15 protein-coding genes and 1 tRNA gene are annotated in these 16,598 nt (G+C 48.1%); 5 read left to right on the plus strand and 11 right to left on the minus strand.

Annotated features, from left to right (window positions below; all coding sequences use genetic code 11):
• Positions 1 to 275: 275 nt before the first annotated feature.
• Both V5J35_RS01855 and V5J35_RS01860 read right to left on the minus strand, forming a co-directional pair.
• Positions 276 to 440: a putative signal transducing protein gene (locus tag V5J35_RS01855; protein WP_354009636.1), complete on the minus strand. Its 165-nt coding sequence runs from the start codon at positions 438 to 440 to the stop codon at positions 276 to 278.
• Between the two features lie 59 nt (positions 441 to 499).
• The gene (locus V5J35_RS01860) at positions 500 to 1,102 is read right to left on the minus strand and encodes a hypothetical protein (protein WP_354009637.1); all 603 of its coding nucleotides are present in this window, start codon (positions 1,100 to 1,102) and stop codon (positions 500 to 502) included.
• A gap of 236 nt (positions 1,103 to 1,338) precedes the next feature.
• On the opposite strand from V5J35_RS01860, the gene V5J35_RS01865 reads away from it, so the two are divergent.
• The 3 genes from V5J35_RS01865 (at position 1,339) to V5J35_RS01875 (ending at position 5,251) form a co-directional block, all read left to right on the plus strand.
• Complete coding sequence (locus V5J35_RS01865) at positions 1,339 to 3,747, plus strand: ATP-dependent helicase (protein ID WP_354009638.1); 2,409 nt, start codon at positions 1,339 to 1,341, stop codon at positions 3,745 to 3,747.
• A 63-nt stretch (positions 3,748 to 3,810) separates the two neighbouring features.
• Entirely contained in the window at positions 3,811 to 4,077 is a 267-nt protein-coding gene (locus V5J35_RS01870; RefSeq protein ID WP_354009639.1) for a hypothetical protein, read from the plus strand.
• A gap of 142 nt (positions 4,078 to 4,219) precedes the next feature.
• The gene (locus V5J35_RS01875; RefSeq protein ID WP_354009640.1) at positions 4,220 to 5,251 is read left to right on the plus strand and encodes a metal-dependent hydrolase; all 1,032 of its coding nucleotides are present in this window, start codon (positions 4,220 to 4,222) and stop codon (positions 5,249 to 5,251) included.
• Between the two features lie 39 nt (positions 5,252 to 5,290).
• On the opposite strand, the gene V5J35_RS01880 is transcribed toward V5J35_RS01875, so the two are convergent.
• From V5J35_RS01880 to V5J35_RS01900, 5 genes are all read right to left on the minus strand, one after another.
• Positions 5,291 to 5,977 (minus strand): NYN domain-containing protein, encoded by a 687-nt coding sequence (locus V5J35_RS01880; RefSeq protein WP_354009641.1) that lies wholly within the window; start codon positions 5,975 to 5,977, stop codon positions 5,291 to 5,293.
• A gap of 128 nt (positions 5,978 to 6,105) precedes the next feature.
• Complete coding sequence (locus V5J35_RS01885) at positions 6,106 to 6,915, minus strand: DNA-binding domain-containing protein (RefSeq protein ID WP_354009642.1); 810 nt, start codon at positions 6,913 to 6,915, stop codon at positions 6,106 to 6,108.
• Positions 6,912 to 7,877, minus strand: a complete 966-nt coding sequence (bufB, locus tag V5J35_RS01890; RefSeq protein WP_354009643.1) for an MNIO family bufferin maturase — start codon at positions 7,875 to 7,877, stop codon at positions 6,912 to 6,914. The genes V5J35_RS01885 and bufB overlap by 4 nt, the downstream gene beginning before the upstream one ends.
• Positions 7,878 to 7,880: 3 nt before the next feature.
• Complete coding sequence (locus V5J35_RS01895) at positions 7,881 to 8,519, minus strand: hypothetical protein (RefSeq protein WP_354009644.1); 639 nt, start codon at positions 8,517 to 8,519, stop codon at positions 7,881 to 7,883.
• Positions 8,520 to 8,560: 41 nt separating this feature from the next.
• Positions 8,561 to 10,147, minus strand: a complete 1,587-nt coding sequence (locus tag V5J35_RS01900; protein WP_354009645.1) for a ferritin-like domain-containing protein — start codon at positions 10,145 to 10,147, stop codon at positions 8,561 to 8,563.
• Positions 10,148 to 10,448: 301 nt separating this feature from the next.
• On the opposite strand from V5J35_RS01900, the gene V5J35_RS01905 reads away from it, so the two are divergent.
• Entirely contained in the window at positions 10,449 to 10,775 is a 327-nt protein-coding gene (locus V5J35_RS01905) for a hypothetical protein (protein ID WP_354009646.1), read from the plus strand.
• A 167-nt stretch (positions 10,776 to 10,942) separates the two neighbouring features.
• On the opposite strand, the gene V5J35_RS01910 is transcribed toward V5J35_RS01905, so the two are convergent.
• Together V5J35_RS01910 and V5J35_RS01915 are read right to left on the minus strand one after the other, a co-directional pair.
• Positions 10,943 to 12,049, minus strand: coding sequence for a Fic family protein (locus V5J35_RS01910; RefSeq protein ID WP_354016249.1), 1,107 nt, complete (start codon positions 12,047 to 12,049; stop codon positions 10,943 to 10,945).
• Between the two features lie 314 nt (positions 12,050 to 12,363).
• Positions 12,364 to 13,608 carry a hypothetical protein gene (locus V5J35_RS01915; protein ID WP_354009648.1) on the minus strand — a complete coding sequence of 415 codons (1,245 nt, stop codon included), beginning with the start codon at positions 13,606 to 13,608 and terminating at the stop codon, positions 12,364 to 12,366.
• Positions 13,609 to 13,997: 389 nt separating this feature from the next.
• Between V5J35_RS01915 and V5J35_RS01920 the strand changes: the two genes are divergently transcribed.
• Positions 13,998 to 14,204 carry a hypothetical protein gene (locus V5J35_RS01920; protein ID WP_354016250.1) on the plus strand — a complete coding sequence of 69 codons (207 nt, stop codon included), beginning with the start codon at positions 13,998 to 14,000 and terminating at the stop codon, positions 14,202 to 14,204.
• 77 nt (positions 14,205 to 14,281) lie between these two features.
• Here V5J35_RS01920 and V5J35_RS01925 read toward each other — a convergent pair.
• A tRNA-Val gene (locus V5J35_RS01925) sits at positions 14,282 to 14,358 on the minus strand.
• 74 nt (positions 14,359 to 14,432) lie between these two features.
• The gene (gene uvrB / locus V5J35_RS01930) at positions 14,433 to 16,439 is read right to left on the minus strand and encodes an excinuclease ABC subunit UvrB (RefSeq protein ID WP_354009651.1); all 2,007 of its coding nucleotides are present in this window, start codon (positions 16,437 to 16,439) and stop codon (positions 14,433 to 14,435) included.
• Positions 16,440 to 16,598 lie beyond the last annotated feature (159 nt).

Below are 16,598 nucleotides of genomic sequence, written 5' to 3' on the forward strand. Positions count from 1 at the left end.
AGGAGGGCAGAAACTGGCTGCGCATTATACTCAGGAGGCCAAAATTGAACAGAAAGTACTTTCCGAATGGCCTGACAGTTCGTTCAAACGCTTCGAACATTCAACAAAACCAGCCAGTTGCACCAAATACTGCCAACTTTTCCCATGTTAAAAAATGTTCAGGTACGTAGTAACAACCTGCAGATCAGCACATCCAATACTACTTATCAGTTAACCGAATCAGGATAGCACCTCCACCTCCCTTCAGCGCAATCCGACCCGCACCCTTCCCTAAGCTACCGCTGTAAATTACACGACACTGGAATCAATCCTGCATTGGAGTAGAGCCAGTTCATTGTGATCAGATGCTCATCGAAAACAAACGCAGGAATACCATGACCATCCAGCAAACCTTTTGCCAGCCGGGCGTCGTAGGGGAATGGATATCGGGCAATAGTCACAAGCAATAATCACAAGCACCAGGCAGACCTCCTCGCTTACCTGATGCTGGCAGGCCAGATTACCACTCAGCGTGTTTACGCAGGAAGAGAGACCCGGCCACAGGATTATCAATTGAGGAACTCAGCCCCTTGTGCCGGGCTTCAGGATGGGTGGTGGCCATTGTGTCCAGGACAAACAGCTCTTTGCCCAGGGTAACATCAACAATAATGACACTACCACCCGCCGCGATATGATCGTGATAGGGCTGAATCCTGTAATTGTCGCTGCTGGCACCAATCATTCCTCCCAGCCAGGTACAAAAACCCATAGCGACCAGCCCGGCAAAAACACTGACCATCGCCACTATTTCATGACCAGCCATCAGCTCCCAGACGATAAAGGCCACCAGCCCGGCTGCAAACATACCGATCAGCAAGCCACGTTCTCCCGCATGAAGGATATCCAGCTCACTGATAAAGCTGGCATCATTCAAATTGCGCTTCTGCATGGCCAGATGATCATTGTGGAAAACATGAATCTGCTTGGGCCGGATGCCGGCATTTTCCAGCGTTATAACGGCATCTTCTGCCGCCCTGAGGTCTTCTAACAGGTAGTGGTGCTGTTTCATTTCTGAGCCTCCCTGCTCCGTACTGCTTTTACCTGCTGCCACTGAGTGTGACATGCAGTATCAGGCAATCTCAGTCAATAACCCTAATACTATGACATTCCAACTGCTTCGGAGAACAATTGCCCTGACAAGTCGCTTTTTATAGCGAAAAAGTATTTCTAATTTATTTTTATTTCATTGAATTTTTATTAATTGCCAGACGGTGCTGTAACGCTGCCATTAAGATTCTGTTACGATAAACAGACTACTCAGTTTTACCCCGGTCTCTCTTTCAATCGTTATCACTCTCTATGGAACTGACGCCTCATCAGCATACTGTTGCCAGCCACCAGAATGGTCACGCCCTGTGCATCGCCGTTGCAGGCTCTGGCAAAACCACCACCCTGGCACATCTGATCAAAAATCTGCTGACATCCGGCGCAGATGCCCGGCGAATGATGGTAATGATGTTCAACAAATCGGCCCAGCTGGATTTCAGCGACAAACTGGACAGACTGGTCAGACAGTCACTGCCAGCTGAAACGCTCTCGCCCGAAGTAAGAACCTACCATTCAACCGGCCTGCGCCTGTTAAAGTCCCTCGAAAACTGGGGACTCAGAACACCCTGCGAGCGCCAGCCAATGGGAGACAAAGAGACGGAGTTGCTGATCAAGGACCTGATATTCCAGTTTGCCCCCGGCAGCATGAAAGACCGTCTGAAGAGTGATACCGCCAAATATATCGAAAGCGCTATCCAGTTTATTGATTCGGTCAAAGCCTTTCTGACAACACCAGAACAATACTTCAGGGATAATGATTACCCTGACGAATTCCGTTTTTATCAGCAGGTATTCTACGCTTTTGAGCAGTGGCGACATCAGCATCGCCGCATCACCTTCACCGACATGCTGTACGACCCTGTCTGTCTGATTGAACAGCACCCGGAAATTCTGCCGCGCGTGACCAACAAGATGGACTACATTATTGTCGATGAGTATCAGGACACCTCCACCCTGCAGCACCGGTTTACCCAGATCATTGCCGGAGACAGAGCCCGGGTGGTCGCCGTGGGCGATCCTGATCAGACCATCTACGAGTTCGCCGGAGCGAACATTGACAACATCCTCCACCATTTTGAAAATGACTTTGGCCAGCAGGCTGATGTTGACCAGCTGACCCTGCCTCACACCTTCCGCTATGGCCACAGCATTGCCATGGCTGCCAGCCATCTGATCGCCAGAAACAGAGCCCGTAAAAACGTTATCTGTCAGGCCCATCATGATAACGCTCCCTCAAACATTGAAGTTACACAGAGCCAGGATGAAACCGACAGCCTGATTAAAGCGCTGATCAACCATCTGCAACAGCCCGCGCCGGAAGCTCTGGCGATACTGGTCAGGGTCTGGGCGCAGGCGGTTCCCATTGAACTGAGCTTGCTTGAACGGGGAATACCGTACCGCCACGACGGCCCGTCACTGTTTGAACGCCCCGAGATCGACGCATTAATGGCAGCACTGGAGCTAAACAGCGGACAGTTCCATTTTATGAGCATTGATCAGCGACAGAAGCGTCTGCAGCGATTGTTGACTCTGCCTCATATCGGGCTGAAAACCCATCTTACTGAACAACTGGTCAACAATCTTAAAAGGCTTGAAGAAGGCTATGGCAAAGCATTGTCCCTTTATTCGGAGCATATCACCGGCATCTCGGACTATCAGCGAAAGAAACTGGCTATCCGGGGAAAAGTCTGGAGCTATCTGGAAAAAAGTGGCGACAGTGAAACAACAGTCAGGTTGCTGAATAACTACATTATTCAGACAGAGTTACGCGAAAGCCTGCAATCCATGAGCCTTAATGACCAGCGTACAGAAGAACAACTGCTGGCCATTGACGGGCTGCTTGCCTACATCCGGCAGTTTAATGCGTCACCATCCGAATGCTATCAGCATATTGTTTCGTTGAAGCAGAAAAACCGGGAACGATCCCGCAGCCGTTCAGACAACCAGCTGATTACCCTCAGTTCCAGCCACCGGGCCAAAGGACTGGAGTGGCCTGTCGTTTTTATTCCGGGACTGACCGGCAGGTACTGGCCCTTTGTCCGCGAAGACGATCTTGCCGGACCAACAGCCAACGACCTTGAAGCTGAACGACGACTTCTGTACGTTGCCATGACCAGAGCCAGAAAGACATTACACCTGTTCACCTGCCCGGGCGATATTAATACTCTGTCATCCAACTGGGCGCAGGATAAAAAAGTCACCCCCAGTCGTTTTCTGGCAGAGATGGCGTTACCTGCGGCTCAGACCTTCAGCCGACATCTGCATGAAAACGACAACGCTTCTCTGATAAAGGCCATGGAACAGACCGGCCTGACCCGACAAAGCCGCCTTTATCTGGAAGCGGTACGTCCGGAGCTGGCAGAAGCTATTGCCAGAATACCGTCCCGTAAAGACATTCTGAGTCAACAAAAAAAGCAGTCCTACAATAAAGCCCGGTCTCATCCTGCCAGACAGGCGGTACTGTCTTCCCTGAATCAGACAGGCATGATCTCAGACAATGAACCCTGGCAACCTGACGCAAGAGTTAGACACAGCATTTTTGGTGTTGGCAAAGTGATCGAAGTGAATGACAGCAACTTTGTCATTCTTTTCGACAGCCAGCATGGCGTAAAGCGATTTGCACGAACGGAACAGGTCAGGCACCTGTTTGAAAAAGCCTGACCAGCGAATTATTTATTGAAAGACATTGTTATACTCACTCATTTTTTTCAAGCAGTAAAAAACATGACAGATAACCAAACCCTTTTCACCGGTGACATGCTGATCGACGTTGTCCGCAATCAACTGAATGAAGGCAACCCGATAAAAGTAAAAGAAACCATGATGCGCCTCCGCATGACCGGCTTTTCAGAACAGGAAGCACTGGAGTACATCGCCTGCGCACTGGGACAGGAGATGACCCATGTGGTTGAAGACGGCATGAGTTTTGATGAAAACCGTTACGGACAGTACCTCGACACCCTGCCTGAACTTCCCTGGGCAGACGAGTAACCCGTCTCGTATGGCCCACTTTGTTTCTGGCAAAGTGAGCCATGTAGCAGCCGCTAATGCCACCTGAACCCACCGTAAATATGGCTAAAATGAGCCTGAATAAGTTACTCTTTCCCGACATCACTAACGTAAGAGATATTCTGTGGATTCAATTACACAGGCAGCCCTGGGGGCAGCGGTTGCCGGAGCCATAGCTGGCAAACGATGTAATGGCAAAGTGTTGCTGGCTGGCGCTCTTCTGGGTACCCTGCCCGATCTGGATGTCGTTATCAGTTACGGTGATGACGTCAGTAACATGATCAAACACCGGGGCTTCTCGCACTCGCTATTAACTCTGCTCCCTTTCTCCCTGTTGCTGTCCTGGTTGATTAACAGGTTCAAACCATTAGCTGGCTGGTCTTTTACACGACTATGGCTGCTGATTGCCACAGTTCTTATTACCCACCCATTACTCGATTATTTCACTAGCTACGGCACGCAGCTGACATGGCCCATTCCCGGGTATTACTCCTTATCCAGCATCTTTATTATCGATCCCCTTTACACCCTGCCCCTGCTGGTCGCTATTGGTTTCAGCCTGGTAAAACGCAGACAGGCAGCGCGGTTCTGCTCTATAGCTCTGATCGTATCAACCGCCTATCTGGGCTGGAGCCTGGTTGCCAAACAGATCATAGAGCAACGCACCCTCGATAGCCTTACAGCACTGGGCATTCCACAGGACAAGCTGTTTATAACGCCAACCCCCTTAAACACTATACTCTGGCGCATCGTGGTACTGGACGGTGACACTTACTGGGAAGGTTCGGCGTCACTGCTCGACAAGAAACGGGAAGTTCGCTTTATCCCACAAGAGCGAGGCCACTGGCCATTAGCAGAAACACCCGAACGCCTGAAAGACTTTCAGGCTTTCACACACGGCTTTCTCAGTTACCGGGTTGAGGGCAACAAACTCATTGTTTCAGACTTGCGATTAGGTATGCCAGGTAATCTGGCATTTCAGTTCCAGTTCGCCGAAAGAGACAACGACCACCAGTGGGTAGTCCACACTCCGGAGAGGGTTGGGGGAATCAGAGTACAAACCGATTTGAACAAGATGATCGACAGACTCGCCGGCAACCAGAATATTGATCCCCTGCTGGGCAACTGCAGGCTGTGTACGTCACATTCACCATAAGCCCCTGAATCACATGCCCCATAACCATCATGGGGCATATCAGAGACACAGCCTTGCCAGTGTATTATTTTCCAGCAGTTCAAAACGTCCGGTTTGAGCCAGCAATTTAGAAAACTTGGCGCTTTTGCTCAGGGCTATATCAGACTCAACTTTCAGCTGCCCCACAGGAACCGTTCCATTCTCACTTTTACTCATACCCGCGTAGGCTTTAAGTATTTTATTGACGACGGAGTCAGGGATACCCGAGCACTCTTTATCTGAAGCCAGGTCACTCAGACCAAGCCAGCTGAACTGGTTACAACATTGCACCAGTAACTTTTGCGCACGCCCATGATTTCCCATTCCGTGAACATAAGCCCCGGACTGGCGCAAGAGCTGGATAGGCGTAATAAAATCACTGTCATTTGTAACAATTACGAACGTATCAATTTTGCCACTATGGATCAGCTTGAACGCATCATGCATCATCAAAAAATCGCTACTGCTGTTTTTGCTGTTGTAGCTGAACTGATGGATTGTCCTTATCCCATGAGTCAGTGCCGGCTCCTGCCAGCCCTTGGTTTCGGGTCGGGAAAAATCAGCATAGGCACGAAGAATAGGCTTGCCATGGATACTGGCCAGAGAAAGCACCTGCTCAACGTGCTGCCAGGAGATATTTTCTGCGTCAAAAAGAATAGCGGTTTTGGGTTTCTGGTGAAGATTTGGTTGAATTTGATGTTCTCGCATTCATCAACTTCCTGTCGGACCGGGTCCTGAACGTCGTTATTAGGCTTTACTCTACCAAGCCATGTACGACAGGTACAACTCAACACCAGAAAGGGGTGAAGTACTGTTCAGTTAAGCAGATTACAGCCTTATATATTGAGTTCAACAAACACCCCAAACGACAGCCAGCGATTTCGTACACCGTCTCTGTGTTGCCAGGAACGAGTTACCCTCTCTAATGACAGGTTGAGTGAAATAGCTGTGTGTTGCAATGCGCCTGATACATCCATACCCGACTGCATGGCCTGCAGAAAAACATAATGCGCTTTAGTCAGTGACAAAATATGGGTCTGGTAGTTTTTACGAACCATCATCAGGCTAACGGGTTGGAAAGGTGGTAATTCAGGTTCCTCTTTACGGCGAACTGCCTGATAAAAATCCATCACAGGAAAACTGAAATGACCAAGCTTTATGGCTGGCTGCAGTTGCAGGTGCTGGTCATCCGTCTCTTCTGATGCACTGATCATTCCCTCAGCGCCCGGTTCATCAAATAAAACAAACAACTGTCGTTCAAACGTTGCCAGTTCCACCATAAAAGTAATCCAGGCTTCCTTGACTGAACTGTTTTTATCGGGTCGGGAGCCTGCCAGATAGGAAGGAAAACGGCTGCCTAATTCGTAGAGGGTATAACTCTGAGAAGGGTTTTTACGCAAATATTCCAGACTGAAATCATTAAAGAGCCTCTCACCCAGCGCATAACACAAAGCTGGAAACTGTTCTCTCATGCACTTCAGTAATCTGGCGTAGTAACTGCGTTGATAAATAGCCAGCCGTGCCTGTGGTGACTGTCGGGATGAAGCGGCAATTTTAGTACCCGCTGTCTGGACAGAAGTGTCGGATGAATTAATCAGCACTTTCTGCATCCAGCTCTGAAACTGGTCAAGATCAGTGACCGTCATGAGTTCTCCACTTCTTTCTCCACAGCCGTCGCTGCCATAATGTCAGGCACCATAAAATCGACGGGTGTCGATAGATAAGCAGATCTGGAAACAGCTGAACCGGAGGTTTGAAGATTGTCCGGTTGACCCGACATATACTTCCTGGCTTTCAACAGCTCCGACTGACAGACTTCAAACTCCGGTATATTGCCATCCCACTCAAGCAGGGTTGAAACCCCTCCGGTCATTTGCCAGGCCATGCGATACAACTCCCAGACTGCATCAGTAACGGGCTGATCATGGGTATCGATAATATGACTACCACAGTGAGTGTGGCCAGCCAGATGCATCTGTACCACCTTATCCATTGGGAAGCTCCGGAGGTACTGAACAGGATCAAGTTCGCTGTTAAAGCAGGTAACAAATACATTGTTCACATCCAGCAATAAACGACACCCGGTCGCCTCACTGAGATGCCTGAGAAAATCAGGCTCTGTCAGCGTAGACTCCGTAAAGCTGATATAAGAACTTGGATTCTCAAGCATCAGTGGCTGCTCAAGGTAGTCCTGAACCTGGTAGACTCTGGAAATAACATGTTCCAGAGTCTTTTCTGTCATGGGTAATGGCAACAGATCATGAGTCTGCAGGCCATTAACGCCAGTCCAGCAAAGATGGTCACTGATCCAGACCGCTTCTACCTCTCCAGCCAGTTTCTTAAGCTTGCGAAGATAATCAAAATCCAATGGGTCCGTACTGCCAATGGACATGGATACACCATGAAGAACCACCGGATAACGTTCAGCGACTGACCGGATAACGTACCCGGGACGTCCGCCGGAATCCATAAAATTTTCAGAGATGGCTTCGAACCAGTCCACTTCTGGCCAGTGGCTGAGAATGTAGTCAAAATGACAGTTACGAAGCCCCATCCCAAGTCCAAGATCAGGCATCCGGTCAGGGGAGGCGGAAAGATGATTATTCATGCTTTATGCACAACCACCAGCGCCACTCATACCACTGGCACCGCAGGCCGTCATATTCCCACGCTCCCTGTTATCATCCGATATCCATAAATAAGAAGGTCCTTCCCTGAAGATATCACCATTCTCAACAACAAAATTTTCACCTCCAACCGGAGGCAGGTTTTCAGGCAGGTCCTTATTTTTCTCCCGCAGGACTGGCCATACTTGTTCATGGAAAACAGCGCGAGCACGCTTCCAGACACTGGTTCCCTGATATTCACCATTAGTAATAAAACGCTGGGAATTAATAGGGGTTGCACAGGAGCCCAGAGACTGACAGGCATTCATGCCCGGATTGCTCATTTCTTCCGCTGTTCCATAGAGTCCGCATCCTCCCTGTCCTTTACAGTCATTCTGTACATGACAGTTGTGGTCTACAGCTGTCGAACAGAAGCCCTGTCCTGCACAGGCATTAGGATCATCACCATTAGGCCCAGCAATACCAAAACGGTCCTGACCGGCACACTGATTGAGCCCCATGCAGGCATGCAACTCAGCTCCAGGCGGCTGCTGACCAATCTCTTTTGGGAAATCAGGGGCATTATTAAATGGGTAACACTCCGGCACCGGATAACCCGGGCCTTTTTTTATGCTGTTTGACATTATCACTCCTCCATCCATAGAAAAGACGCAAAAATCATCGCTTACTTTAAGTAGTCAGCAACATCAGGAAGGTGCAGAGGGTTATTATCGCCCCCTACAGCAATTCCAACGTAGTATTCTATATCGCTGGAAACACCTGTATTTTTTCCTGCATTAATAGCAGCCTGCCCCAATCCAGTCAGTTTTTTAAATGCTTCTTTAGCATCTCCTAAACATACAAATTCGAAAGTGGGCGCCATCTTTTGCCCCGCCGTTTCGGGAAGATCAATTTTACGCATAGTCTGAATATATTTATCCAGAACCCAGATCATGGAACGGTGCAGTGAAATATTAAAATAGTGCTTTTGCTCCTGTAATTCATCATCAAGATTTGGATCGGCATACACCTGAAAAATAGTCTCGGTCATAATCAACATATATTGAAAAAGGCCATTACAGAATTGCGATATAGGTTGAAGCTCTTCCGGATAGTCCTCCGTCTTTGGATTATCCGGAAAATTAAAAACAATCTGCTCTAACACTTTCTTATTAATAGTTGGCTTAACCGGCAGGGGAGGAATGGGCTTTACGGGTAACTCTTCATCGTGATGATGAGACTGATATTCTTCAAACTGAGCCTGTAATTTCAGGAATTTATAATAATGAGATATTTCATAGTGCGATGAAACATCCCATCTTGAATGGCCCAGCCCTTCACCCTGCTCACAAATAGTATCAATGGCTTGTAATGCATCATCCCGGCAACCGATGGTCATTAACTGAGGCTCGGCATCATTGTGATGAGGACAACCCTGAGGATTTGCCGAACCCGGTTCTGATTCTGATACATAGATGTTATCGTTAGCAAACCGGGCCACCTGTGCCGCACTGTGCGCCTGCCCCGGATTTTTCCATTCATTAAAACGGGATCGGGGGCTGGCAGTATCAATATTATTGGCTGAATAATTGTATGACTGAATCTGATAGTTTACAGACCCTACTCGAAAATCACTGTCTGTCAGCTTTGGTGAGCGCAACATACAGCGAATATACGAGTAAAACTGACCAATGGATTCCCAGTCAGAATCTTTAGGTAGCAACGGTCCCTTTCCTGGCGTCTCAATCTGCAGAAAATGCCATAACTGATCATAGCTCAGCTTTCCCAGAGGAATAGATACATCCCCCTTACCATCAGGACCTAAAGGGCCAGTATATTTATGATTAGGTAACGCTGTCGGATAGCTTTGAGGTGCTTTACCATATAGCTTTGGAGATTCCCCAAAAAGAGCAAAATAAATATTGGCAGAAAGCGACATATGTAGCATTTCTTCAACAGCCACACTCATAATATTGCTACCCGCTTTGTTGGCGAATAAATTAATATCTCTGATTTGTTCGTCACTACTATCAATTGTCTTAGTGCGCGAAATAGAGTAGTAAGTAAACAGGTAAATGGGAATAGTCGCCAGCTCAATCTGGCAGGCTGTTTGCAAATCTTCCTTCAGCCGTCGTCTAATTTCAGAACGTGACCATTTACTGACCGTGTTAGCAACAAACTCATCCTCTGCTTTCTGGATAACCTTATTGATCGCCAGCTTTGCCTGATTTTCTATTATTATTGCCACGCTTCCATGCTTTAAGCTTTCCACTACCTGCTCTCCTGCTAAGTATTAGGAATCAAAATCGCACTATAAATTTTCTACTGATTATTCATGTAGCGGTCAAGTGGAACAGAAGCTTAGAGGTTAATGTGCCAGTCTGCTGACTGCGGGACAAAGAATTGAAGAGCGACATTAAACTCACGTATTAGTTTTTAGCTGATTCATCAAGCTCCTGAAAACACTCAACTCTTTGAGAAAATACGCTTTCTGCAGGAAAATACTCCAGATCCTTTCATGCCCTCACTGCTATATTTAGAGTCCTGATAAACCAGCATGGGAAATTTAAACCATGTCAGAAGATATTGCATTCAAGATCCAACTGGGCTTAATCCTTCCAAAGCTGAAAGATAAATTATCTTCAGATTTAACTGACATTGTCAGAGAACTCGTTCAGATCGTTTCCGCAGGAAGCATTGAGGACGATGACGCTCCTGATATCGATTCTGTTAAAGAAGTCATCATGAAAGACCTGGAAATTTTTCTGGATAAAGAAATATTCCCTGTTATCGAAGCTGAAATGAAGCCAGCACAGGAAGACGAGCAGGCAGAGGAAGCGACAGAAGAAGCAGAAGAAGCGACAGAAACAGAAGAAGAACCAGAGCCGGAAAGCAGCTAAAGTCAGTTTTCAGACTCGCCTTTATCACTCTAACACGGATCACCCGGCAAAGCGTAAGTTTTTTGCCCGGGTGATCCACGCAAAATGATACATAAAAGGGGGACTTTAGTATTCGGGCAAATGGCGGTTTTTTAAGGTAAGGTTTGCTGGGCGCTCACATATTTACCTCAATGGCAGAGCGATGAAAGGAGAAGCGTGCTCCTTCTGTTGGCCAACGGGGCTGATGGTCTACTTTCAGCTGCTTTAAGCGCTGACTGTTGCCGCTGCCTCTGCTGATGAAATATTTTCGCTGTCGACTTGAAAACACTTTTTTCTGAGCCTTTTGCCTGATAACCATGCAGGTAAAAACTCTTCTGGCCACCACATTCAAGTACTATCCGGGAAGCCTCGACAGAACGCTCCAACTCCTGAAGCTGCCGATCATGACTACCATAAGCAAAAATTCCGGGGCTGTCGAAAGTAGCTGGCGGGAAACCATATGCCATTAACAGATACTGCATCAGCAGACAAAATGTACGACCATTTGCTGAGTCAAACGGATGGAGGGCAATCATTTCGGAGATATGAGAACAAATCACCTTAAACAGCTGCTCCCGGCTGTTAACCTCTGACAGCGCTTTGTTCAGGCTCTTAAGACAAGCCGCCATCAAAAGTTCTACACCCTCCGAAACAGACATTGATAAAACAGTCTGACCGCCACGCTGTCTGATATGTTCTGCCCACTGGTTCAACCAATACTTCTCTTTATCTCCGTCGCCTGAGCCGCCCCCATAAAGCCTTTCCAAACGCCTGGAAATATCCACATCACGCTGGTCATATTTAAGGTGGTAAAAAATGTCCTGAAGCACTTTGAGCAAAGCTTCGGGCTGCTCTCTGTTTTCAAGCAGCGCCCTGGCCTTCCCTTCTGGCAGGGGTATAAAAACAGGCGCTCCACTACCGACCTGAGCGCTGGAGGCAAAGCAAAAAACATAGGGCAAACCACGGCTTTTTTTCTGACTCCAAAGAGTCTCCATCTGCCTTGAATGGCGTGTTTCAGCTTCAGTGAGACCGTCCAAATCGTAGAATTTAACACTCTCCAGCTTTTGATGAGCCAATGGTACATATATTGTCGAAGGCTCACCCGGTGACATTTCACTAAAAAAAATCCCTGGATTAAATCTGCTGTCATGCTCTGCGATGTTTCTATGTATCTCCTTTATAAAGGCGATATCAACCTGTGGAGTACCTTCAAGCTGGCTTAATTTTTCAGTCACATATATCCAGCCGTTGATCAAAGTCCCAAGACATCCCGGCTCTCTTCTTTCATACGCCTCAGCCCCTTTTTCCTCCCTGAGCAGGATACCGTCCACCAAAAGACGCGTCAGCTGCTTCTTTGGGTATTGCCAAAAACAGTGCAATCCCCTTTTCGGGTCTGCCGAAAGTGGCACCTCTGACGACTTGATCTTTTTCTGGGCAATACTTGTTGTTGCCTGAAGCGTCTCTGGTTGATCTGCAGCCTCTTCCGGGCGGCTGGATGTCCTTCCGGCAAAAAGAAGCTGCGCACTATTATGGGGGGTTACATTCATAGATTTCCCTCTCGTTCTCCTGTTTAATCCGTTTCATCATAGCGGTCAGGAATATAACCTTCGGTGTAATAACTGCTGAAATCGTTCATGGCGTTCCAGGCTGCATAATGCTTTTTCCAGGCTTTCAGATACCAGTGGAGCAGGTACTCATCAACAGGGTAGGGGTGCTTTCCTGTCGGTTTTGAGTAATTGACCGGGTTAACCGGGCTCATGCGGTTTAATGGCCACAGCACATAAGAGAGAACCCCGTAGCAGCGGGTGTGATAACAGACCTGTGCACTTTCCGGACGGTTTAACCACTGGGTGAGTAACTTGAATGACGTGATTGACACGTATCCGGAATACCGGGCAATGGACTGTTCAAAGCTTTTCTGTTTTGTGTTGGTATCATTAAGCCAGCGAATATACTGGTTTTCCAGCCATGAGTATTGATAAGCAGTCAGCACATAAGTGATAAACCGGATCAGGCTGTGTAAGTCACCCTGATCAACAAACTGACCCTGTTCCTCATCCAGAAACCGGTTTCTCAGCTTTATGTAATTTTTCAGGTCTAAACGGGCATTGCGGTAGAAAAAATTGGCCGTTGATATTGTGTCGTAAGTGGCTCTGTAACTTAAAGAGCTCCCCCAGCCGTGGGACGTCCTGATCAGCTCATAGATGGTGTGAGCTTTCTGATCCAGTGGCTCTTTTTCTGGAGGGTTGCCCGGCAGAAGGGCGTACAGTTCGACCGGATAAGTGCTCCACTGCCAGGGGAAAATAGCGAACTCGTTAAACAGGTTGTAGGTGTATGTTGTTTTTTTTAATGTTTCGTAAATCCTTGAGCTGATGGCTTCGGACAACAACCTGATCGCACCATTATCGTCGCTTTCCTCTATTTTTTGCTCCAGATTTCTGGACAGTCCGGGCATCATTCCGGAGAGCCCGGAGCTGACTTCTGAAGCTATGATGTAGTGTTTTAGCTGCCAGTGTGTGACCGGCATTCTTGCAGGCAGGGAGTCCTGAAGCTTCTTAAGGAAAAAGTCTATCTGCTCACGTGCATGGTTTTTGTAGGAGTGGCCTGATTGTCCGCCTCCCCGGGACTCTTTTCTGCTTTCTGCTTCTATCATGGCCATGATGCCGTTGCAGACTATTCCACCAGAGCCGACGCCATAAATGCACTCATAGAAGGACTCTTCAAAATCTGCCTGTACCAGCAGGGCCCGGCTAAGCAGTAGCAACGCAATTATAATACTGTACGGATAGTTTTTGAGCCTCTTGTTCTTATTCATTGGCACCTCGTTACTACGATTGATAGCGCAGGGTTACTGGTTGAAATACTTCCCGAAAACTGGCGGGTAATTTTTTGCACCTGAGGTCAGGTACTAAGGTTTGAAGTTTTTTTATACAAATAGTTCCTTTGTCTCAGGTTCAGTTTGAAAAAAGAGGTGGACGGGGTAAGCGGCTGGTGGGGACTATTTTGTTAACCACAAAGATCACGAAGAGCACAAAGGGAAGACTTTCTTAACGCCGTACCGGCAAGCCAGCCCTTTAGGAACCCCATCCGAGAGGACGCAAAATCAAGGAGTCATGCTCCACTCCGGAGCATGGGAGCTGAACTTAAGGCTGTAGTTCAGGAATGCCTTAAAAAGCCAGAACAGCATCTGATGCTTACCCCGGATTGAGCCCCGGAGAACTTCCCACATTGCATGAAATCCGGGCGTTGGGTTCATGGATTTATGAGTACCGGGCAGAGTTTAATCATAACTATGTACAATTACTCCCGGGACACTCAACAGGAAAAATGGCGACTGAGTATCAAGAGGGGCATGAGATAAAGTATCAGGAAGTTGAGGCAGGTTTAGCCCTGAAAGGGCTGGATATTTAAAATTTTTCCATTTTTTCCACTAACAAAAAAGCCCACCATGAAGGTGGGCTTTTTTGTTAGTGCCACAAGGGCTTGTCTGGTAGGCGATAGCAGATTCGAACTGCCGACCTCCACGATGTCAACGTGGCGCTCTAACCAACTGAGCTAACCGCCTGAAGTTGGGTGTATATTATCAACAGGAATGAAAATTTCAAGCCCTGATTACTCCAAAATGATAATTCAGTGCTTTTATTTCAATGCTTTATCCCGCAAACGGCTGATCTGGTCCCTCAACGAAGCTGCTTCCTCAAACTCAAGATTACGGGCGTGTTCCATCATCTGGTTTTCCAGCTTAGTGATCCGTTTCGTCATAGCTTCCGGTGTCAGGGCGACATCATAAACAGCCTCAGGCTCTGCCACCTTACGGGTTCTGGCTCCCTTCTTCTTACCCGGTGTCACGGCTCCTTCAAGAATATCTGACACCGATTTCTGCACGGACTTTGGCACAATGCCATGTTGCTCATTGTGGGCCAGCTGTTTCGTACGACGGCGTTCAGTCTCCTTCATCGCCCGGTCCATTGAACCTGTCACCTTATCCGCGTAAAGAATAGCCCGTCCGTTTACATTTCGTGCCGCCCGGCCAATGGTCTGGATTAAAGAGCGATCAGAACGCAGGAAACCTTCTTTATCCGCATCCAGTATTGCCACCAGCGACACTTCCGGCATATCCAGACCTTCCCGCAACAGGTTAATGCCCACCAGCACATCAAATGCGCCAATACGCAGATCCCTGATAATCTCGACCCGTTCAACCGTATCAATGTCCGAGTGCAGATACCGCACCCGAACCCCATGTTCACTCAGGTATTCGGTCAGGTCTTCCGCCATACGTTTTGTCAGCGTAGTGACTAATACTCGTTCGCCTTTCTCAACCGTATGGTTAATTTCAGACAGCAGGTCATCCACCTGGGTCGTCGCCGGACGGACCTCAATAACCGGATCAACCAGGCCGGTTGGTCGAACTACCTGATCAACGATCTGATCCTGATGCTCTTCTTCATACTTGCCGGGAGTCGCCGATACAAAAACGGTCTGTGGTCGTCTGTCTTCCCACTCTTCAAACCTTAGTGGCCGGTTATCCAGAGCCGACGGCAGACGGAAACCGAATTCCACCAGAGTCTCTTTGCGGGAACGATCGCCTTTATACATCGCCCCGATCTGTGGAACCGTGACATGGGATTCATCAATCACCAGCAGGGCGTTATCAGGAATGTAGTCAAACAGGGTCGGTGGCGGAGTCCCCGGTGGCATTTTAGTCAGGTGTCGTGAATAGTTTTCAATCCCAGTGCAATAACCCAGCTCCAGCATCATCTCAACGTCATAGCGGGTTCGCTGCTCCAGTCTCTGTGCTTCAACCAATTTGTTATTATCGCGTAATACCTGCAGACGCTCTTTTAACTCCGCCTTAATTGCATCCGTAGCATCAATAATGGTCTGCCTGGGAGTCACATAGTGGGTTTTCGGATAGATGGTGACTCTGGGCAGTTTCTGCAGTACTTCTCCCGTCAATGGATCAAACAGGCTGATCGCTTCCAGTTCGTCATCAAACAGCTCGAGCCGAACCGCTTCTTTTTCCGATTCCGCCGGGAAAATATCAATCACATCACCACGTACCCGATAGGTGGCGCGTCTCAGTTCTGTATCATTACGGGTATATTGCAGCTCCGCCAGATTGCGCAACACCTGACGTTGATCAATCTGATCGCCACGATCCAGGTGCATCATCATTTTTTTATACGACTGCGGATCACCCAAACCGTAAATCGCTGATACCGTCGCCACAATGATCGCGTCTTCACGCTCCATCAACGCTTTGGTGGCTGACAGGCGCATCTGTTCGATGTGTTCATTCACCGATGCGTCTTTTTCGATAAAGGTATCAGAGCTGGGTACATAGGCTTCCGGCTGGTAATAATCGTAGTAAGAAACAAAATACTCAACGGAGTTGTCCGGAAAGAACTCTTTGAACTCGCCGTACAACTGCGCAGCCAGCGTCTTGTTATGAGCCATTATGATGGTGGGTCTCTGGATCTTCTCGATCACATTCGCCACGGTAAAGGTTTTGCCCGACCCGGTTACCCCCAGCAACGTCTGGCATGCCAGTCCTGACTGAACCCCTGCCACCAGCTTTTCTATCGCCTCAGGCTGATCACCGGCCGGTTTGAACCCGGCTGAAACTCTAAATTCTTTTCCCATATAAACCCGACATGCAGACTTCTGAGTCCTGCGTTAAACCATTGACTCTATTATACGAAGCAAATGCTTTGGTAAGGAAACGTATGCCTGCCAAAAAACAAGCCCGTAGCATCCCCTGCGCTGGTTGTGTATTATGCGTAGCGTCAGTAGCACATAAAA

Source organism: Endozoicomonas sp. NE40 (genome assembly GCF_040549045.1).
GTDB lineage: Bacteria > Pseudomonadota > Gammaproteobacteria > Pseudomonadales > Endozoicomonadaceae > Endozoicomonas_A > Endozoicomonas_A lisbonensis.